This is a genomic window from Streptomyces sp. SCPE 10 (assembly GCF_051980735.1).
In the GTDB taxonomy this organism is placed as follows: domain Bacteria; phylum Actinomycetota; class Actinomycetes; order Streptomycetales; family Streptomycetaceae; genus Streptomyces; species Streptomyces misionensis.
Genome location: NZ_CP197069.1, coordinates 6,188,449 through 6,208,805 on the forward strand (window position 1 = coordinate 6,188,449; position 20,357 = coordinate 6,208,805).

Here is a 20,357-nt window from a genome sequence, read left to right on the forward strand (position 1 = left end):
CGGGCCTTCTCAACGGCGTGTCACAGGTTGCGCGGTCGTCCCGAGCCCCGCGTCAGCGCGTACCCGCCGACGCCGGCCAGCGCGGCGAGCACCCCGCCGATCGCCGTCCAGACCCAGCGGTCGGACCACCAGCCCGAGGACCAGCCGTCCTTGGAGCCGAAGCTGGACAGCACCGGGTGCCGCGAACCGTCGTCCTGCGCTTCGGACTTGACGGCGATACCGGGCACGAGCGGCTTGCCGAGAGAGCCGTCGACCGCCGCCGCGCCCCCGATGTCCTTGGAGTCCACGCGCACCTCGGCGTTCACCGGCTGCCCGAGATCCGCGGCACCGAGGTCCACAACCGTCAGCCGGACGTAGTACGTGCCCGGCAGCGGGTCGTTGGCCCACGGCTCGGCCCAGCCGCGCACGGTCCGCATCACACAGGCCAACTCGACCGAGGAAGTGCCCGGTTCGGCGGTCCGGGAAGACGCGCCGTACTGGCAGGACTGCCGGCGCCGCAGCCCGTCGTACACATCGAGCTGCCAGGTCTGCGACCCGTGCGACTGCGGCAGCTTCACGCTCGCCCTGACCGTGGGCCGCTGCCCGGTGTCGGCCGGGAACGACCAGTACAGGTAGTCACCGGTGGACCCGGACGCCGTGGCCTGCTGCCCCTGCTGGATCTCCGTCGCCGTACGGAACGACGTGCCCGCCTGCGTGGGCGCACCGCCGCCGGAGCCGTCGGAGGCGCTGGGGGAGGGCGAGGAGTCCGCGGCGGCCGGCCCCGCGGCCAGCCCGAGCGCCAGCAGCGCGGCGCCCAGCACATGTCCGATGCGCATCAGTTCGTCCTCCAGATCGCGACCCGCCAGCGCGACAGCCAGCCCCACAGCAGACCCGCGACGAAGCCGATCACCACGAGCGTGCCCAGCAGCCACCAGCCGCGCCCGAGACCGAACGCGGCCACGTCATGGGCCTTGGCCGGGCCGTCCACCACGTCCACGGTCAGCTCCAGCGGCAGACCCGGCGTGCTCTTCACGCCCACGGGCGCCGAGAAGGAGTGGGTGACCTCCAGGCACACCGTCTCCGCGGGCGCGTTGTCGTCGTCGCTCGCGGCCTTCGGGTAGCGCAGACCGGTGGAGATCACATCGGTGCGCCCGGTACCGGCCGCCTCGCCGCGGACGATCTCCCGGCCCTTCAGGGTCACCGCCCGCAGCAGCACCCCGTAGGAGGGGTTCACGGCCCGGTCGTCCGCCACGCTCACCGAGGCGCGCAGCTCCTTGCCCGGGTCGACGTCGACCCGGTACCAGCGCTGCTGCCCGAACTCCACACGGTCCGTGTACAGACCGGACTTCAGCGTCGGCGCCTGCTCGCACCGCGCCGCGCCCGAGGTGGCCACCGGCGTCACCACCGGATCGGCCGCCCGGTGCACCAACTGCCCCACGCGGTCGGTCAGTTCCTCCTTGTGCTGCACGGAGGTGTACGTGCCGCCGGTCGCGTCGGCGATGCAGCTGAGCTGGTCCCGGGTCTTGGCGTCCGGCACCAGGCCGAGGGTGTCGATGGTCAGGCCGATGCCCTTGGCGGCTATCTCCCGGGCCACCTCGCACGGGTCCAGCGGCTGACAGGTGTCCTCGCCATCGCTGATCAGCACGATACGGCGGGTGCCGTCGCCCCCGTCGAGGTCGCCCGCGGCCTTCAGCAGCGCGGGCCCGATCGGCGTCCAGCCGGTCGGCACCAGCGTCGCCACCGCCGTCTTGGCGTCGGTCCGGTTCAGCGGGCCGACCGGGTACAGCTGCGCGGTGTCCTTGCAGCCCTCCTGGCGGTCGTTTCCGTGGTAGTTGGCGCCGAGGGTGCGGATGCCGAGCTCGACGTCCTGCGGGGTCGCGTCGAGGACGTCGTCGAACGCCTGCTTCGCCGCCGCCATCCGGGTACCGCCGTCGATGTCCCGGGTCCGCATGGATCCGCTGACGTCCAGCACCAGTTCGACCTTCGGAGCGGCCTGCTCCGTCTCGTCGGCGGCCGCCGCGGTCGGGAACGCGAGCCCGGCCGTCAGGGCGGCGAGCAGAGCGCACACTCCCGCCGCCAGCCGTTGTCTTCTGATCATCGACGGATCCTATTGATCAACCGTGCCGGGCTCCAAAACGAGCGGGTGGGGCAGGGCGGTCCACTGGTCGCCGGGCGTGTGCGGGGACAGCCGCATCAGCGTCAACGCCTTGGCGGGTACCGGTCCGTGGCGCAGGGCCGCGAGATCGGACGTGTCCGGAAGGTCCGGTACGACGGCCGCCAGCGCCGCCCCGAGTGCCGGGCCCGAACCCGCCACGGCGGCCAGGGAGCCCGCCACCAGGGAGCCGAACAGCTTGCGCCGCAGGGCGGTTTCGTCGTCGTCGATCAGCCGGCCGGAGAGGGCGGGCGGCGCGATGCCGTGCCGGGCGAGCCGGGCGGGGCTGATCCGGATGTCGGCCAGATCGCGGTAGACCAGCCGCCGCGGGCTGCCGTCGGCCGCCAGCACCACCAGGAGGTTCTGGCCGTGCGCCTCCAGGGCCACCCCGAGGTCCAGCAGGCGCAGTCCGACGGTGAGCGCCAGCCGGACGAACCCGGCCAGCCAGGCGGGGTCCCGTGGCAGCGCGGTGGTGGCCAGCGCGGCCACCGGCAGGACCCGCTCACCGGGCAGCGCGTACCGCTCGGGCGACTCCCGCAGCAGCGCGGCCAGTTCGGCGGACCCGGCGGCGACGGCGCCCAGGGTGCGGGTGATGTGCAGCGATCCGCCGGTGCGGCCCGCCAGTTCCTCCGCGAACGCGGACAGCGTGGCCGCCGCCTCGACCGAGTACGGGGAGATGTCCCGCACCGAGGAGGTCAGCCGGGCGCTCAACGCCGTCTTCACATGCGGGCCGTCGTCGAGGGCCAGCGTCCGCAGGGACATCAGCGGATGCGCGGGCCGCCACTGCTCGTACGGCCGCTCCAGCACATGCGCCGCCTGCCACGGGTGCACCGGCACCAACAGCCGTCGGCCATCGCGCAGTTCGTCCGGCCACCGGCCGGTCAGCAGGGCCTCGTCGGCGGGCACGGACACCGTGCCGAGCCGCACCACCGGGCGGTGCTCCGGGCCGTAGGCCAGCTGCTCCGCCACCGAGAACCCGGGCCGGGAACGGCAGTTGGGATGGAACGGATGCCCGTCGACCACCCGCTGCTCCCACTCCCAGTCCCGCTCGGGGCCCTCGGCCGGGAAGTCCCCCACCGGCCACTCCTTCGGGTGATCCGCACCGGCCCGGGACAGCGCCAGCGAGGCCACGCTGTGCCCCAGCTCCGCCGCGAAACCGGCGGCCCCGGGCCCCCAGCCGCCGCCGGCCGCGAGGGCGCCCATGAGGCGAGCCGGGTCGTCGTACCGCCGCGTGCCCAGCCGTACGGCCGTGACGTGGGCACCGGTGGCGTACGGGTCCGCGTGCGGACCGTGCAGCCTCCGGCCGTCGGCCAGCCGCAGGGCCAGGCCGTGCCTCCCGTGCGTCCGGCCCGTGATCCAGGGCAGCGGTTCGTGCGCGAACCCCCGCCACAGCCGGGTCAGCACGGCCGCGCGGGCACCCGGCAGCTCCGCCTCGTACCGGGGCAGCAGCCCGGGCCGCAGTGCGGCCAGCTCCGCCGCGACCTCGGCCTCGGCGGTGGGGGAGTGGGACACGGTCGGCTCCTCGGTCGCGGCGGCACAGGGCACCATGGTCGGTACGGACAACGGCACCATGGTCAGGACGGACCACGACACCATGGTCGGGGACGAAGCCATACTGATCGCCCCCGGCCCCCCGAAAACGCCCCGGCACCCGCCCGGGACGCCCGAGACCACCCCCCACCGAAGAACGAATGGACCGCGTGGACCCCAATCCCCCCGCAGCCGCCGTCGGCCGGCGCGCCGACGCGTACGCGGCCGCCCCCCTGCTCAACTGCCTGATCCGGGAAGTGGCCGAGCCGCTGCCCGGCCGCTCCGGTGAGCCGCCGACGTACCGGCTGCCCGGCACCGGGCGGCTGCTGCGGGTGCGCCCCGGCCGGCGCCCCGCCGATCCGGAGGTGCGGACTTCGGGCGGCTGGCACCGCATCGGCCATCCCGAGCTGGTGAAGCTCGTCGCCGAGGAACTGCGCCGGCACACTGGGTCGGCGGGCGGCGACCTGCCGGCCGAGATGATCGACAGCCGGGAAGCGGTCGCGGCCCTGCTCGCCGCCCGCGCCGGCGCGACCCCGCCGGCGGACCCCTATCTGCGCTCCGAGCAGTCCCTCGTCACCGGCCATCCGTACCACCCGGCGCCCAAGGCGCGCGGCGGCGGCCCGGTCACCTCCTGGCTGCCGTACGCCCCCGAGGCGCACGCCCGGTTCCCGCTGGTGCTGCTGGCCGTCCGCGAGGACCAGATCGCCGAGGAGGGCGACACCAGCGCCCTGGACGCCCTCGGCGCCGCCCCGCCCGGCTACCGGCTGCTGCCCGCCCACCCCTGGCAGCTCGACCTGGTCGCCGACACCCTCGCCCCCGCCTTCGCCGACGGCCGGCTGCTCCGGCTCGGCCCCACCGCCTTCACCGCCTGGCCGACGGCGGCGGTCCGCACGGTCTACGAGCCCCGGCGCGACCTGTTCCTGAAGTTCAGCCTGGACGTCCGCATCACCAACGACATCCGCCGCCTGTGGCGCCATGACCTGCACCGGCTGCGCCGCAGCGACACCGCCGTCGGGCACGCCTTCGCCGCGATGGGCGGGCCCGCCGCGTGGCTCGCCGACCGCGGTCACCGCACGGCGTCCTTCGCGTACGAGGAACTGGCCGTGGTGGTCCGCGACGGGGTGCGCGGCCATCTGCTGCCGGGCGCCGTGCCGTTGCTCGCCGCGGGGCTGGCCGAGGGCTTCGACGGCAGCCCGCTCGCCGCCGCTGCCGACCCGGCGGCCTGGTGGGAGGCGTATCTGCGGCAGGTCGTGCCGCCCGCCCTGACCGCGTTCGGCGAACACGGGGTCGTCCTGGAGGCGCACCTGCAGAACACCCTCGTCGCCGTGGACGCCTCCGGTACGCCCGTGCAGGCGCTGTTCCGCGACGCCGAGGGGGTCAAGCTGCTCCCGGACGTGACCCGCGCCGCCGGCTGGCAGCGGCTGGTCTACTGCCTGGTCGTCAACCACCTCATGGAGATCGCCGGTGCCCTGGCCGAGCACCGGCCCGGCTACGACCCCTGGCCCGCCGCCCGCCGCGAATTCGCCCGGCACGACCTGCCCGAGATCCCCGCCCTGCTCGCCTCGCCCGCTCTGCCCGGCAAGACCAATCTGCTGCTGCGGTGGACCGGCGCGGACGGCGCGGACGCGCGGTACCTGCCGCTGCCGAACCCGCTGGCCGACGGCCGCTGAGCGACGGCCGCCGCCGGTGGGCGGCGCCGGTGGTCAGCGGCCGGTGCCGAAGTCCTGGGTCCAGTAGCTGCCGGGCTGTGCGAGCCCGACGCCGATCTCCCGGAAGCCGCAGTTGAGGATGTTCGCCCGGTGGCCGGGGCTGTTCATCCAGCCCGCCATGACCTCGTCGGCGGTGGCGTAGCCGTAGGCGACGTTCTCGCCGTACGCGCTCCAGCTGTACCCGGCCCGCGTGATGCGGGTGCCCGGGTCGGAGCCGTCGGAGCCGGTGTGCGACATGTTCTGGTGGGCCGCCATGTCCGCGCTGTGCTGCTGCGCGGCCTCGGTCAGCTGCGGGTTGAGCGTCAGCGGCTGGCAACCGGCCTGCGCGCGTTCGGAGTTGACCAGCTGCACGATGCGCGCGGTCACACCGGACGCGGTGTCGGCGGCACCCGAAGGGGCGGTCGCGGACGCGGTGGGGGCGGCGGGCGCCGGGGTGGTCGTGGCGGGGTCGGCGGGCGTCGGGGTGACCGCGGCGGCGGTGGCGACGGCCGTCTGTACCGGCTGGGCGGCCGCGGTCCGGTGCGCGGACCCGGGGTGCACGGCGGCGGTGCGGGACGCGGGCGCCGCGGCGGCGCCGCTCCGGTGGTGGGCGTGGTGTGCCCGCTGCCGGGGTATGCCCGCCCCCTCCGGTATGCCTGCCGGAGCGGGCGTGGCCGTCGGCGTGGGGGTGCCTGTTTGCACCGGCGTGTTCGCCAGGGCCGCGGGGGCGGCGGTGGTGGCCGGGTCCGCCGTGCCGGACGGCCAGTCGGAACAGGCCAGGGCGACGGACGGCACACCCACCGCGCCGACCGCGACGGCGCCGATGACCATTCGCCGGAAATACTGCGTCTTACGGTGCTTGCCCATAGAAGAACCTCGCTCGGTGATCGCCGAGCGCCCAGTCTCGACACGGCCTCACAAGGACCGCAAAGGGCGCCGCTACTACCCCGACTCGTAGCGGCGAGGGGCTCTTGCCAGGCGGACCGGGAAGTGCTGACTTCGCGAACGCGATGTTCGCCTGGCACCCGGCGCACCGTCAGAACAGCGGTTCAGCAAGCGAGGAGGAGACGGCACCCGGCTCCGGGAGATCCATGCTCCGGGAGGCGCACCGCCCCATGGTCAAGACGGACAAATCCCATATGTCGCCGACGGGCCGTCTACTAAGCGGCCCGATTAGTGGTCGCAGGATCCGTGACGGATGTCACTCCGGGCCCCTCCTCGTCCTTCGCCGACCGGGGCCGGTGGCGCTCCACGGCGCCCCTGGAGTGCGGCGAAGCCGCCCTGGTTACTATGCTCACTTGGTTGCCCTGGATTGCAGCCCGTGGGAGCGAGCCGTGGAATACAAAGCAAACAAGCCGTGGGGCCTTGGGAAATGCTGAGAGAGGTCACCGCGACCCGCTACATCGAGCCCCTGCATTCCGGTGGTTCGGTCCCCGGGATCGTCGAGGGAGACGATCTCGGGACGTACGTCGTGAAGTTCACCGCGTCCGCGCAGGGACACAAGGCGCTGGTCGCGGAGGTGATCGTCGGCGAGCTCGCGCGGGCACTCGGACTGCGCTTCCCGGAGCTGGTGCTCGTGCACTTCGACCCGGCCGTCGCCGACTCCGAGCCGCACCAGGAGGTGCGCAATCTGCACAGCGCGAGCGCGGGCGTCAACCTCGGCATGGACTACCTGCCCGGCGCCCGCGACTTCACCCCGGAGGTCGCCCGCACCTTCCCGGTGGACCCGCTGGAGGCCGGCCGCATCGTGTGGCTGGACGCGCTGACCGTCAACGTCGACCGCACCGTGCACAGCTCCAACCTGATGGTCTGGCCCACGCTCGGCACCGTGCCGCCGCGGCTGTGGCTCATCGACCACGGCGCCGCCCTGGTCTTCCACCACCGCTGGGACACCACGACCCCGGGCAAGCGGTACGACTTCCGCCACCACGCCCTCGGCCACTACGGCCCCGACGTCCGCGCCGCCGACGCCGAACTCGCCCCGCGCGTCACCGGGGAACTGCTGCGGTCGATCGTCGCGCAGGTGCCGGACGCCTGGCTGGCCGAGGACGCCGGGTTCGCCGGCCCCGACGACGTCCGGGACGCCTATGCGGACTACCTCCTGGCCCGGGTCCGGCTGTCGGCCGAGTGGCTGCCCACCGACTTCCCGAGCCGCGAGCAGCTGGCGGCCGAGGAGGCGGCCCGAGCGGCGCGGACCCAGGCGGGCCGCCCGGACTGGCTGAAGCAGGTCCCCGATCTGCACGGCAAACCTGCCGTGGAACACGACGGCGCGGTCCACCTGCGCTAAGGGAAAGCCCCTGGGGGAGACGCGCGGATGCCCGGTGAACGCGGGGGCGCCCCGGGGGGATCCCCATGGGGAAGACGGGCGGGGTACCCCCGGGACGATCCCCGGGGGCACCCCTACGGGTCAGCCCTTGAGCTGCTCGTACGCCGGCAGCGTGAGGAAGTCGGCGTAGTCCTCGTCCAGGGACACCTTCAGCAGCAGGTCGTGCGCCTCCTGCCAGTGCCCGGCGCGGAAGGCCTCCTCGCCGACCTCCTCGCGGATGTGGTCGAGTTCCTCGGCGGCGACCTTGCGGGCCAGCTCGGGCGTCGCCTTCTCGCCGTTCTCGAACTCGACGCCCGCGTTGATCCACTGCCAGATCTGGGAGCGGGAGATCTCGGCGGTGGCCGCGTCCTCCATCAGGTTGAAGATGGCGACCGCGCCCAGCCCGCGCAGCCATGCCTCGATGTAACGGATGCCGACCTGCACGGCGTTGACCAGCCCCGCGTACGTCGGCTTCGCGTCCAGCGAGTCGATGGCGATCAGGTCCGCGGCCTCGACGTGCACGTCCTCGCGCAGCCGGTCCTTCTGGTGGGGCTTGTCGCCGAGGACCCGGTCGAAGGACTCCATGGCGATCGGCACCAGGTCGGGGTGGGCGACCCAGGAGCCGTCGAAACCGTCGTTCGCCTCACGGTCCTTGTCGGCGCGGACCTTCTCGAAGGCGACCTTGTTGACCTCCGCGTCCCGGCGGGAGGGGATGAACGCCGCCATGCCGCCGATCGCGTGCGCGCCGCGCTTGTGGCAGGTGCGCACGAGGAGTTCGGTGTACGCCCGCATGAACGGGGCCGTCATCGTGACGGCGTTGCGGTCCGGCAGCACGAACCTGGCGCCGCCGTCACGGAAGTTCTTCACGATGGAGAACAGGTAGTCCCAGCGTCCCGCGTTCAACCCGGAGGCGTGGTCGCGCAGTTCGTAGAGGATCTCCTCCATCTCGTACGCGGCCGTGATGGTCTCGATCAGCACGGTGGCGCGGACGGTGCCCTGCGGGACGCCCAGGTAGTCCTGCGCGAACACGAACACGTCGTTCCACAGCCGCGCCTCCAGGTGCGACTCCGTCTTCGGCAGGTAGAAGTACGGGCCCTTGCCGAGGTCCAACAGCCGTTGCGCGTTGTGGAAGAAGTACAGGCCGAAGTCCACGAGGGCGCCGGGGACCTGGCGGCCGTCGGCGTCGGCGAGGTGCCGCTCGTCCAGGTGCCAGCCGCGCGGGCGCACGACCACGGTCGCCAGCTCCTCGGCCGGCCGCAGCGCGTACGACTTCCCGGACCGGGGGTCGGTGAAGTCGATGGAGCGGGTGTAGGCGTCGATCAGGTTCAGCTGGCCGAGGACGACGTTCTCCCAGGTGGGCGCCGAGGCGTCCTCGAAGTCGGCGAGCCAGACCTTCGCGCCCGAGTTGAGCGCGTTGATGGTCATCTTGCGGTCGGTGGGGCCGGTGATCTCGACGCGCCGGTCGTTCAGCGCGGCCGGGGCCGGGGCGACCTTCCAGGAGTCGTCCGCGCGGATCGCGGCCGTCTCGGGCAGGAAGTCGAGCGTGGAGGTGCGGGCGATCTCGGCGCGGCGCTCGGCCCGGCGGGCCAGGAGTTCGTCACGGCGCGGGGTGAACCGCCGGTGCAGCTCCGCCACGAAGGCGAGCGCCGCGTCCGTGAGGACCTCTTCCTGCCGGGGCAGGGGCTCGGCGTCGACGATGGCCAGCGGGGACGGCGCTGGTGCGGACATGAGCTGTCACTTCCTTCAGCGGTGGCACCACGTGCCCAAGGGCACGAACAGGACGAATCGCACCCGTTGTGCGGCCGAGTGCTTCTGAGCAGTGGATACTAGTTTCCTCATCGTGGAACTTCAATGGTCTGTTGATGTCGAGAATCTCTGGGTCGAGGCAAGGTGGCGCTCGGTGCCACCCCGCTCACTCAAGGTGGCTCAGATCGGCCTCGGTGTCGATGTCGTACGGCTCCGCCACGTCCGCGCACTCCACCAGCCGGACGGCGTCCGCGCGGGTCTTCAGATAGGCGCGGGCCCCCTGGTCCCCGGTGGCGGCCGCGGCGATCCCCGCCCAGTGCGCCGCGCCGAACAGCACCGGGTGCCCGCGCACCCCGTCGTAGGCGGCGGAGACCAGCGAGTTCCCGTCCTCGTACGCCCCCAGCACCCGCGCCACCGCGGCCGGGGTGATGCCCGGCTGGTCGACCAGGCAGACCAGGGCCGCCCGTGCGTCCGTCCGGGCGAGCGAGGCCAGTCCCGCGCGCAGCGAGGAGCCCATGCCCTCGGCCCAGTCCGGGTTGTCCACCAGCACGCAGCCGTCGAGGGCGGCCCGCTCGCGGACCTCCGGCGCCCGCGCGCCCAGCACGATGTGGATCCGCCCCAGTCCGGCCGCCCGCAGCAACCCCGCCGCGTGCTCGACCAGCGGGCGACCCCGGTGCTCCAGCAGTGCCTTGGGCCGTCCGCCGAGCCGCCGGCCGCCCCCCGCGGCCAGCAGCAGCCCGGCGACCTCCCCGGCCCGCTCCCTGTGGTCCTGGATGTCCGTCATGGGTCCTGCATACCCGACGGCGGACCGGCCGGCCGGTGTCCGGGGGCTGAATTTCGGTACGCCCTGTGGCGCTCTCCAGGTCTGGTGGCGTTTACTGGCCCGCGCACGACGGCGTGGCATGCCTGGGGAGGGCTGCTTTGCGGAGCTTGGGGCAGAGGCCGGTGACCGGCAGCGACGAGGATCCGAGAGTGATCGGACTGCGGGGGGCGGTGGCCCGCCTGCGCCGCGAACTGGCCGCGCTGCGCGCGGACTTCCCCGACCGGGCGATAGCCGAGGAGGAACTGGCCGCGCTCGCCGCGATGGCCGCGGACGGTTCCCCGGAGATACCCCGCCTGCGCGGCTCCCTGCTGCTCGTGGCGGGTGCCATCGGGTCGATGAGCGCCCTGGCCCGCCCCTTACGGGAGGTCAGGGACGCGGTGGATCTGTTCGGGCAGCCGGCGTACCCGGGAGAGGGATCCCCGCCCGGGGGTGCGGCGAGCCGCCCGGACGATCGTCACGGGCCCGCGGCCGCCGGCCGGTCCTCCGACGTCCCCCGGTAGCGCCCCCGGAACCGCGGGCCTCACGCGCCCGAACTCGCCAGGGCCTGGGACAGCTCCACGGCCACCTGCTGCAACACCGGCACGATCTTCTCCGTCGCCGCCTCGGTGACCCGCCCGGCCGGCCCGGAGATGGAGATCGCCGCGGCCGTCGGGGACTCCGGCACGCAGACCGCGAGGCACCGCACGCCGATCTCCTGCTCGTTGTCGTCCACGGCGTATCCCTGCCGGCGCACCTCCGCCAGTGCGCTGAGGTACTCCTCCGGTGTGGTGATGGTCTTGTCCGTCGCCGCGGGCATCCCCGTCCGGGTCAGCAGCGCCCGCACCTCGTCGTCCGGCACCGCGGACAGCAGCGCCTTGCCCACCCCGGTCGAGTGCGGCAGCACCCGCCGGCCCACCTCGGTGAACATCCGCATCGAGTGCTTGGACGGCACCTGGGCCACGTACACGACCTCGTCGCCGTCCAGCAGTGCCATGTTCGCCGTCTCGCCGGTCTCCTCCACCAGACGGGCCAGGTACGGCCGGGCCCAGGTGCCGAGCAGCCGGGAGGCGGACTCGCCCAGGCGGATCAGCCGGGGGCCGAGCGCATAGCGCCGGTTGGGCTGCTGGCGCACATAGCCGCAGGCCACCAGTGTGCGCATCAGCCGGTGAATGGTGGGCAGCGGCAGTCCGCTGGTCGCGGACAGTTCGCTGAGGCCGACCTCGCCACCCGCGTCCGCCATCCGTTCCAGCAGGTCGAAGGCGCGCTCGAGGGACTGGACCCCGCCACCGCCGGCGGACTTGGCGGAGTCGGGGGTGCTGGCGCTGGACGTCGGCACGGCGCGTTCCTTTCGGGGCGGACGGAGGGCAGCAGCCTACCCGGCGGACGATTGACTCCCCGCTTGTGCGTAGCTACATTCTGCTTACTGGAATTGTAATTCCGCGTTGTGGAAACGTCTAGTACGGCCTGCTCCTGCCCGCTGTCGTCCATGTGCCTCTTGACGGCTCGAGAGGGGGAGTGAAGACTCCTTCAACAGAACGTTGAAATCCGTTTCATGGCTGTACATCCTGTTTCCTGGTGCGAGACGGCGGTACAGAGAGGGGTTCGGGTGTCCGACGCTGAACTGGCGCTGCGCTCGACGCGCGTCATCACCCCGGAAGGGACGCGGGCCGCCACGGTCACTGTCTCCGCGGGGACGATCACGGCCGTACTGCCGTACGACGCCGAGGTCCCGGCCGGCGCGCGCGTCGAGGACGTCGGCGACCACGTGCTGCTGCCCGGCCTGATCGACACCCACGTACACGTCAACGACCCGGGCCGCACCGAGTGGGAGGGCTTCTGGACCGCCACCCGGGCCGCGGCGGCCGGCGGCATCACCACCCTGATCGACATGCCGCTCAACTCCCTCCCGCCGACCACTACCGTGGAACACCTGCGGATCAAGCGGGACGTGGCCCGGGACAAGGCGCACATCGACGTCGGCTTCTGGGGCGGCGCCCTGCCGGACAACGTCAAGGACCTGCGGCCCCTGCACGAGGCCGGCGTGTTCGGCTTCAAGGCCTTCCTCTCCCCGTCCGGCGTGGACGAGTTCCCGCACCTCGACCAGGAGCGACTCGCCGTCTCCCTCGCGGAGATCGCCGGCTTCGACGGCCTGCTCATCGTGCACGCCGAGGACCCGCACCACCTCGCCGCCGCCCCGCAGCACGGCGGCCCGCGCTACGCCGACTTCCTCGCCTCCCGCCCACGCGACGCCGAGGACACCGCCATCGCCGCCCTGGTCGCACAGGCCCGCCGGCTCGACGCCCGGGTGCACGTGCTGCACCTGTCCTCCGGCGACGCCCTGCCGCTGATCCGCGCCGCGCGCGCCGAGGGCGTCCGGCTGACCGTGGAGACCTGCCCGCACTACCTCACCCTCACCGCCGAGGAGGTCCCCGACGGCGCCAGCGAGTTCAAGTGCTGCCCGCCCATCCGCGAGGCCGCCAACCAGGACCTGCTGTGGGAGGCGCTGGCCGACGGCACCATCGACTGCGTCGTCACCGACCACTCGCCCTCCACCGCCGACCTGAAGACCGCTGACTTCGCCACCGCGTGGGGCGGCATCTCCGGACTCCAGCTCAGCCTCTCCGCCGTCTGGACGCAGGCGCGCAGGCGCGGCCACACCCTCGAAGACGTGGTCACCTGGATGTCCGCGCGCACCGCCGCCCTCGTCGGCCTCGACGGCCGCAAGGGAGCCATCGCCCCGGGCCGCGACGCCGACTTCGCGGTCCTCGCGCCCGACGAGACCTTCACCGTCGACCCGGCCGGCCTCCAGCACCGCAACCGGGTCACCGCCTACGCCGGCAGGACCCTGCACGGCGTGGTCAAATCCACGTGGCTGCGCGGACGGCGCGTCTTCGCCGACGGCGAGTTCACCCCGCCACAGGGCACGCTGCTCGACCGCCCCCGGTGAGCACCACCGCATCCGCCCGGCCGACTCCCGAAAGGAACCACTGATCACCGTGACGGCGACTTCAGGCTTCACCGGCGACGCGAACCCCTACGGAGGCGGTGACCCGTACGCGGACTACCGCACCGCCGACTTCCCCTTCACCCGGCACGCCAACCTCGCCGACCGGCGCCTCGGCGCCGGTGTCGTCGCCGCCAACGACGAGTTCTTCGCCCAGCGGGAGAACCTGCTGGTGCCCGAGCGCGCCGAGTTCGACCCCGAGCACTTCGGCCACAAGGGCAAGATCATGGACGGCTGGGAGACCCGCCGCCGCCGCGGCACCGGCCCGCAGGACCCCTGGCCCACCGACGAGGACCACGACTGGGCCCTCGTCCGCCTCGGCGCCCCCGGAGTGATCCGCGGCATCATCGTGGACACCGCGCACTTCCGCGGCAACTACCCGCAGGCCGTCTCCGTCCAGGCCGCCTCGGTCCCGGGCTCGCCCGCGCCCGAGGAGCTGCTCTGCGAGGACGTCAAATGGACGACCCTGGTGCCGCGCACGCCCGTCGGCGGCCACGCCGCGAACGGCTTCGCCGTGTCCGTGGAACAGCGCTTCACCCACGTGCGCGTCAACCAGCACCCCGACGGCGGCATCGCCCGCCTGCGGGTGTACGGCGACGTCGCCCCGGACCCCGAATGGCTGGCGGCGCTCGGCACCTTCGACGTCGTCGCGCTGGAGAACGGCGGCCGGGTCGAGGACGCCTCCGACCTCTTCTACTCCCCGGCCACCAACACCATCCAGCCCGGCCGCTCCCGCAAGATGGACGACGGCTGGGAGACCCGGCGCCGCCGCGACCGGGGCAACGACTGGATCCGCTACCGACTCGTCACCCAGTCGCAGATCCGCGCCCTGGAGATCGACACCGCGTACCTCAAGGGCAACAGCGCCGGCTGGGCGTCGGTCTCGGTGCGCGACGGCGAGGACGGCGAGTGGCGCGAGATCCTGCCCCGCACCCGCCTCCAGCCCGACACCAACCACCGGTTCGTCCTGCCGGAGCCGGCGGTGGGCACCCACGCCCGCATCGACATATACCCCGACGGCGGCATCTCCCGGCTGCGCCTGTACGGCTCGCCGACGGAGGCCGGCGCGGCCCGACTGGCCGCGCGCCACCAGGAACTGGGTGGCTGAACGACCGTCACCCGGACCGAGGGGCGGGCACCGCGGGGAGGCGGAGGCCCGCCCCTCGCGCTGTCCACGGTGCGTGCCGTACCCGCAGGAAACCAGCTGGTGGCAGGGGGTGAACAGGGCCGAACGGCCCTGTCGGCCAGGGCCGGACGGCACCCGGCCCGCGGTGCAATACTGACGCGTCTTCCGGCCGGACCACCGGCGCCGTGGGACACGGCCCACCGCCATCGGCCCGGCCGGCGGCGGACTCGCCCGCGCCCGTGGGGCGTCGCGCGGCGGCCGTGACCACGGCGGCCCGCGCGATCCACGCGAAGACGGCGCCGAAAGAGCGCGCCCCCAACCGCCGGGCGACGGGGGCCGGGAACGGGACGGCGGCGCGCGACGTACCGCAGGGAGAGAGCAGGCCCGTGAACACCACCAGAAGCGACGCGCACGACGAGTACCACGCGCTCCTCGCCCGGCGGGACGCGATGCGCCTGCGCCGGCGGCTCCTGTCCCCGACCGGCCGGCCCGACCCGGGCCCGGGACGTGCGCGGGCCGGCGGGCACCAGGAGTTCGCGCGGCCGTACGACGGCGCGGCCGACCAGGAGATCATCACCCGCCACCTGCCGCTGGTCACCCCGTTCGCCGGCCTCATCGGGCACCTCTACGACGCCATGTTCGAGCGGCACCCATATCTGCGGTCGCTCTTCCCGGACTCCATGGGGTTCCAGCGGGTCCACCTGGAGCGGGCCCTCTGGTACCTGATCGAACACCTCGACCGGCCGGCGGAAGTGACCGCGTTCTGCTCCCGGCTGGGCCGCGACCACCGCAAACTGGGCGTCCGGCCCGTGCACTTCGAGGTGTTCGAGCACGCCCTCGCCGAGGGCCTGCGCCGCAGCGCGGGCGAGCGCTGGACGGAGGAGATGGAGCAGGCGTGGCTGCGCATGCTCCGCTTCGCGGTCGCCGCCATGGTCGACGGCGCGGCCGGGGCACTGGCCGAACCGCCGTACTGGAACGCCACGGTGACCGCCCACGAACTGCGCGGCCCCGACCTCGCGGTGCTCCGCGTCCACACCGCGGAACCGTTTCCTTACCAGGCCGGGCAGTACACCCGCGTCCAGAGCCCGCTGCTGCCCCTCACCTGGCGGCCGTACTCCATCGCCTGCGCGCCCCGCCAGGACGGCGAACTGGAGTTCCACATCCGCCGCACCGGCCCCGGCGGGGTCAGCGACGCGCTGGTGGGCCGCACCCGCGTCGGCGACCCGCTCCGTCTCGGGCCCGCCCAGGGAACCATGACCCTGGACAACGACCCCTCGCGCGACGTCCTGATCGTGGCCGGCGGCACCGGCTGGGCCACCGCCCGCGCGCTGGTCGAAGAACTGTCCCGGCGCTCCCTGCGCCGCAGCGCCCACCTGTTCGTCGGCGCCCGCACCCTGGACGGCCTCTACGACACGGCCACCCTGTCCCGGCTGGAGAAGAACTGCCCCTGGCTGCGCGTCGTCCCGGTGATCGGCGAGGGCCCCGGCGCCGCCGACGAGTCCTCGGTGGCCGACGCGGTCGCCCGGCACGGCGACTGGTCCGGCCACATCGCCTATCTGAGCGGCCCGCCCCCGATGGTCACCGCCACGGCCTACCACCTGACCGCCCTGAACCTCCCCCCGGAGCGGATCCACCACGACCCGGTCGACGGCACCCTCCCCTCGCCGGTCCGCACCCCGCGCCCGGGTGCCCCGGAGGCCATCGCGCAGGGGTGAGGGAGCGAGGGTCGGCGGCAGGCGGTCAGCCGTCCCCTCGGGACGAGCCGCATCCCGACCGGACCTCCGCGAGCAACCGCGGGTAGTGCTCGCCGTACGTGTTCACCGCGTGCCACACCGCGTCCAGTGCCGCTCTGAGCGGGGCCGGGTCGGCGGCGGCGAGCACGGCGGGGAGGGCGAAGTGCGGCTGCGAGATCCGCCCCGGCCGGCGCGGCTCGGTGGAGCCGTGCACGACGACCGCCGTGTCGTACTCGCCCTGGGCCGGCGGACGGTAGGGCGGCCGCTCGGGTGGTATCGCCTCCAGCGCGGAACGATCCGGCACCCGCGGGTCGGAGCGCAGGGTTTCGCGCATCCGGGCGGGGTCGTCGAACGGCGGCGGCAGCGGCCGGCCCAGCGACAACGCGGTGAGCGCCCGCGCGACCCACGGCACCTCGGCCAGGCCCGCCGCCTCGCAGGCCCGGTGGGCGGCCAGCACCGCCGTCGTGCGCTGGACGTCCGGGTCCGCCGCGTCCAGCGCGTGCACCAGGTCGCTGTCGAACTCGAGCAGACCGCGGACGTTGCCGCCGACAGCGCGCAGCCGCTCGCTCGGCAGCCGCCCGCCCCACTCCCACCGCTGGCGGTGCACTCGCCGTTCCTCCGCGGCCCGTTCCTCCGCCTCGCGGGCCAGGCGTTCGGCCTCGGCGCGCTCCTCCGGGGTGGGCGGCGGCGGGAGTTCGCGCGCGAAGCGGTGCCAGTACGCGGCGATCCGGGAGGTCTGGCGGACCACGCGGTCCGGGCGCGGCGGCCCTGGCCAGAACTGGAGGAGATAGCTGTCCGCGCGCGGCTCCTTGTCCCCTCTGGTGTCCATCGCGTCGCCCTTGTCCATGCCCCGGGCGGAGTACCGCACCCGGTAGTCGGTCCGGGCGAGACCGAGGTCCCACGCGGACTCGCCCGCCCACAGCACCAGCCTGGTGCGTTGCGACACGGGCCGGAAGGACACCTCCACCACGTCCTCCCAGGAGGGGTCCACCGGCGGGGCTTCGTCGTGGACCTCCACGTCGAGGCCGACGTCTCCCGTGTGCAGCCCGGTGGTCAGCCAGAGCGCACCCGGGACCGCGGCCCCGCACAGCCCCCCGCACTGGCCCGCGAACGCCGCGTGGAGATCCGAGCGCACGATGCCCGGATCGCTCTCCACGTACATCTGGCCGTAGTGGACGTGCACCTCTCCTGTGACCGGCCTGCGCACGGCACCCCTCCTCACCCGGCACCCCTCCTCACCCCGTCGACGGCCTCCGGAGCACCCGCGCCGGACGACGCGCCGTCACCTGCCCTGCATCATGACGCAGGGCACTGACAACGGCCCCGGCGACGGTGGCGCCCCGCCCCTGCCGCCCGTCCGCTCCCCGTCCGCCGACGGCGAACGCGCGGCCCGGTAGGCCCCGGCCGGAACTCTCCGCCCCCCTTCCCGCGTTCTTCCGGGCGTGACCCTTCAGCAAGAGATCGTCGGCAACGCCATGCAGATGGCGGTCGTCAACCTGCACCCCGGGCAGACCGTGTACTGCGAGGCGGGGAAGTTCCTGTTCAAGACCACGAACGTGACCATGGAGACCCGGCTGTCCGGGCCGTCCGGGGGCGGTGGGCAGCAGCAGGGTGGCTCGGGCGGCGGCATGGGCGGGCTGCTGCGCCAGGCCATGGGCACCGCGATGCAGGTGGGGCAGCGGATGCTGGCCGGCGAGTCGCTGGCCTTCCAGTACTTCACCGCCCAGGGCGGTCAGGGCACGGTCGGCTTCGCCGGGGTGCTCCCGGGCGAGATGCGCGCGCTGGAACTCGACGGCAACCGCGCCTGGTTCGCCGAGAAGGACGCCTTCGTGGCCGCTGAGTCCACGGTCGAGTTCGGCATCGCCTTCGCGGGCGGCCGTACCGGCATGAGCGGCGGCGAGGGCTTCGTCCTGGAGAAGTTCACCGGGTACGGCACGGTGATCATCGCCGGCGCGGGCAACTTCATCGACCTCAACCCGGCGGACTTCGGCGGCCGCATCGAGGTGGACACCGGCTGTGTGGTCGCCTTCGAGGAGGGCATCCAGTACGGCGTGCAGCGGGTGGGCGGCCTCAACCGGCAGGGCCTGATGAACGCCGTCTTCGGCGGCGAGGGCCTGTCCCTGGCCACCCTGGAGGGCAACGGCCGGGTGATCCTCCAGTCCCTGACCATCGAGAGCCTGGCCAACGCCCTGAAGAAGGCTCAGGGCGGCGACAAGCAGGGCCCGACCGGCGGGCTGTTCTCCACCCACGCCGGCTGAGCCCCACCGCCCCCGCCCGGGGCCCTTCGGACGCGCCTTCCGTGACCACTCTGTGCGCCTCGTGTGGCCGTCCGGAGGAGGAAGGTGAACTCGCTGAAAAACAGGGTTGATCGACGGCGAATTCTTCGACGGCGTCGTTGACATGTTCTTGTCTACGCGCGTCATCATGACGGCATGCGAATCCCCCCACGCGCCGCTCGGATCGGCGCCGCAGCCGCAGTCCTGTCCGCCCTCCTCGTGGGCGGCACCGTCTCCGCCACCACGGCGAACGCGGTGCCCGTCCCCACCGCGACGGCCCACGCCGCACCCGCCTCCGCCGCCTCCGTCGGCAGCATCTGCCACAGCGCCCTGCCCCCGGAGGCCGACGACACCCTCGGCCTCATCGCCAAGGGCGGTCCCTACCCGTACTCGCAGGACGGCACCGTCTTCTCCAACCGCGAGGGCGTCCTGCCCGACCAGCCGTCCGGGTACTACCACGAGTACACCGTCAAGACGCCCGGCTCCTCGACCCGCGGTGCCCGCCGCATCGTCACCGGCGAGCAGCGCCAGGAGGACTACTACACCTCCGACCACTACGCCACGTTCGACCTGATCGACTTCGGCTGCTGACCGACACAGAGCCTCGCCCCGCGGCCACCCACCCCCACCCATCGGCCGCGGGGCGAGTCGTGTCCGGGCCCGGTACGGAATTTCCCGGAGGACGGGCACCTATCCGGCGCCGGGCGCGTTCTCCTGGTACCGGGACGCGCCCGGTCGGCCTCGGGGGGCGTCCGGAAGGGGAGCCATGGACAGGCGACAGACCGTCGATCTGGGGGAGTACGGGGAGGCGTTCCGCCGGGACCCGCATCCGGTGTACGCCCGGCTGCGCGAGGCCGGGCCCGTGCACCGCGTCCGGCCGCCGGGCGCGGACGCGAGCTACGAGACCTGGCTGGTCGTGGGGTACGAGGAGGCGCGCGCCGCGCTGGCCGACCCCCGGCTCGCCAAGGACGGCGCGAAGATCGGGTTCACCTTCATCGACCAGCATCTGATCGGCACGCACCTGCTGAGCACCGACCCGCCGCAGCATACCCGGCTGCGCGGTCTCGTCGCCCGCGCCTTCACCATGCGCCGGGTCGAACAACTGCGCCCGCGCGTCCAGCGGATCACCGACGACCTGCTGGACGAGATGCTGGCGCACGACAGGGCCGACCTCATCGCCTCCCTCGCCTACCCGCTGCCCCTCACCGTCATCTGCGAACTGCTCGGCGTCCCCGAGATGGACCGCACCGAGTTCCGCAAGGTCTCCTCGCAGGTGGTCGCCCCGACCGACCCCGAGGCGGAGCACGAGGCGGTCGTCCGCCTCGGCGAGTACCTCACCGAACTGATCGAGGACAAACGCTGTGCCGGGCCCACCGGCGACCTGCTCGGCGACCTGGTCCGCACCACCGCCGAGGACGGCGACCGGCTCTCGCCCGAGGAACTGCGTGGCATGGCCTTCCTGTTGCTCATCGCCGGCCACGAGACCACGGTCAACCTCATCGGAAACGGCGTCCTCGCCCTGCTCACCCACCCCGACCAACTCGCCGCGCTGCGCGCCGACATGAGCCTGGTCGACGGCGTGGTGGAGGAGACGCTGCGCTGGGAGGGCCCGGTGGAGAACGCGACGTTCCGGTACGCGGCCGAGCCGCTCAGGATCGGGGGCGTGCGGATCGAACAGGGCGACCACGTGATGATCGGGCTCACCGCGGCCCAGCGCGACGGCGCCCGGTTCCCCGCCCCCGACCGCTTCGACATCCGCCGCGACACCCGCGGCCACCTCGCCTTCGGCCACGGCATCCACTACTGCCTCGGCGCGCCCCTGGCCCGTCTGGAGGGCCGGACCGCCATCGCCACCCTGCTGGAACGCGCCCCCGGGCTCGCCCTGGACGGCCCCCATGGCGAGTGGCTGCCGGGCATGCTCATGCGCGGCCTGCGCACCCTGCCGGTGCGCTGGTAGCGAGGCGTCCACCACCGGAAACCGCCGCCGTGCGGCAGCCCCGCACGCCGGCCCCGGTG

16 protein-coding genes and 1 pseudogene are annotated in these 20,357 nt (G+C 73.5%); 9 read left to right on the forward strand and 8 right to left on the reverse strand.

The features are described 5' to 3' along the window. Positions 1-20 precede the first annotated feature (20 nt). Genes ACSP97_RS28380 through ACSP97_RS28390 form a run of 3 tightly spaced genes read right to left on the reverse strand, consistent with a single transcriptional unit; the run spans position 21 to position 3,679 of the window. Positions 21-815 carry a hypothetical protein gene (locus ACSP97_RS28380; protein WP_358674810.1) on the reverse strand — a complete coding sequence of 265 codons (795 nt, stop codon included), beginning with the start codon at positions 813-815 and terminating at the stop codon, positions 21-23. Beyond that, a complete protein-coding gene (locus ACSP97_RS28385) occupies positions 815-2,077 on the reverse strand; it encodes a VWA domain-containing protein (RefSeq protein WP_382012816.1) in 1,263 nt (420 codons plus the stop codon). Before ACSP97_RS28385 ends, ACSP97_RS28380 begins: the two co-directional genes overlap by 1 nt. 9 nt (positions 2,078-2,086) lie before the next feature. Continuing rightward, on the reverse strand, positions 2,087-3,679 hold the full coding sequence (locus ACSP97_RS28390) for an IucA/IucC family protein (protein WP_440558491.1): 1,593 nt from the start codon (positions 3,677-3,679) through the stop codon (positions 2,087-2,089). 143 nt (positions 3,680-3,822) lie between these two features. On the opposite strand from ACSP97_RS28390, the gene ACSP97_RS28395 reads away from it, so the two are divergent. Further along, a complete protein-coding gene (locus tag ACSP97_RS28395; RefSeq protein ID WP_440554895.1) occupies positions 3,823-5,331 on the forward strand; it encodes an IucA/IucC family protein in 1,509 nt (502 codons plus the stop codon). A 33-nt stretch (positions 5,332-5,364) separates the two neighbouring features. On the opposite strand, the gene ACSP97_RS28400 is transcribed toward ACSP97_RS28395, so the two are convergent. Further along, the gene (locus ACSP97_RS28400; protein ID WP_440554897.1) at positions 5,365-6,216 is read right to left on the reverse strand and encodes a CAP domain-containing protein; all 852 of its coding nucleotides are present in this window, start codon (positions 6,214-6,216) and stop codon (positions 5,365-5,367) included. A gap of 505 nt (positions 6,217-6,721) precedes the next feature. Here ACSP97_RS28400 and ACSP97_RS28405 point away from each other — a divergent pair. Further along, positions 6,722-7,636 carry a HipA family kinase gene (locus ACSP97_RS28405; RefSeq protein WP_440554899.1) on the forward strand — a complete coding sequence of 305 codons (915 nt, stop codon included), beginning with the start codon at positions 6,722-6,724 and terminating at the stop codon, positions 7,634-7,636. A gap of 120 nt (positions 7,637-7,756) precedes the next feature. On the opposite strand, the gene aceB is transcribed toward ACSP97_RS28405, so the two are convergent. Together aceB and ACSP97_RS28415 are read right to left on the reverse strand one after the other, a co-directional pair. Then, positions 7,757-9,382, reverse strand: coding sequence for a malate synthase A (gene aceB / locus ACSP97_RS28410; RefSeq protein WP_355153974.1), 1,626 nt, complete (start codon positions 9,380-9,382; stop codon positions 7,757-7,759). Positions 9,383-9,566: 184 nt separating this feature from the next. Further along, complete coding sequence (locus ACSP97_RS28415; protein ID WP_355153972.1) at positions 9,567-10,184, reverse strand: nucleotidyltransferase family protein; 618 nt, start codon at positions 10,182-10,184, stop codon at positions 9,567-9,569. Between the two features lie 146 nt (positions 10,185-10,330). On the opposite strand from ACSP97_RS28415, the pseudogene ACSP97_RS28420 reads away from it, so the two are divergent. Then, positions 10,331-10,621: pseudogene (locus tag ACSP97_RS28420) on the forward strand (DUF5955 family protein); the annotation flags it as partial. 122 nt (positions 10,622-10,743) lie between these two features. On the opposite strand, the gene ACSP97_RS28425 reads toward ACSP97_RS28420, so the two are convergent. Then, on the reverse strand, positions 10,744-11,538 hold the full coding sequence (locus ACSP97_RS28425) for an IclR family transcriptional regulator (RefSeq protein WP_355153968.1): 795 nt from the start codon (positions 11,536-11,538) through the stop codon (positions 10,744-10,746). A gap of 270 nt (positions 11,539-11,808) precedes the next feature. Between ACSP97_RS28425 and allB the strand changes: the two genes are divergently transcribed. From allB to ACSP97_RS28440, 3 genes are all read left to right on the forward strand, one after another. Further along, positions 11,809-13,149, forward strand: a complete 1,341-nt coding sequence (gene allB, locus ACSP97_RS28430) for an allantoinase AllB (protein WP_440554902.1) — start codon at positions 11,809-11,811, stop codon at positions 13,147-13,149. Between the two features lie 49 nt (positions 13,150-13,198). Further along, positions 13,199-14,314, forward strand: coding sequence for an allantoicase (gene alc, locus ACSP97_RS28435; RefSeq protein WP_435642787.1), 1,116 nt, complete (start codon positions 13,199-13,201; stop codon positions 14,312-14,314). A 404-nt stretch (positions 14,315-14,718) separates the two neighbouring features. Beyond that, positions 14,719-16,047 carry a globin domain-containing protein gene (locus ACSP97_RS28440; RefSeq protein ID WP_440554904.1) on the forward strand — a complete coding sequence of 443 codons (1,329 nt, stop codon included), beginning with the start codon at positions 14,719-14,721 and terminating at the stop codon, positions 16,045-16,047. 25 nt (positions 16,048-16,072) lie between these two features. Here the strand turns inward: ACSP97_RS28440 and ACSP97_RS28445 are convergent, their stop codons facing one another. Further along, entirely contained in the window at positions 16,073-17,272 is a 1,200-nt protein-coding gene (locus ACSP97_RS28445) for a hypothetical protein (RefSeq protein ID WP_440554906.1), read from the reverse strand. Positions 17,273-17,507: 235 nt separating this feature from the next. On the opposite strand from ACSP97_RS28445, the gene ACSP97_RS28450 reads away from it, so the two are divergent. The 3 genes from ACSP97_RS28450 (at position 17,508) to ACSP97_RS28460 (ending at position 20,298) form a co-directional block, all read left to right on the forward strand. After that, positions 17,508-18,323, forward strand: coding sequence for an AIM24 family protein (locus ACSP97_RS28450; protein WP_355153958.1), 816 nt, complete (start codon positions 17,508-17,510; stop codon positions 18,321-18,323). A 174-nt stretch (positions 18,324-18,497) separates the two neighbouring features. After that, positions 18,498-18,932, forward strand: a complete 435-nt coding sequence (locus ACSP97_RS28455) for a ribonuclease (protein ID WP_355153956.1) — start codon at positions 18,498-18,500, stop codon at positions 18,930-18,932. Positions 18,933-19,107: 175 nt separating this feature from the next. Further along, complete coding sequence (locus tag ACSP97_RS28460; RefSeq protein WP_355153954.1) at positions 19,108-20,298, forward strand: cytochrome P450 family protein; 1,191 nt, start codon at positions 19,108-19,110, stop codon at positions 20,296-20,298. Positions 20,299-20,357: the final 59 nt, after the last annotated feature.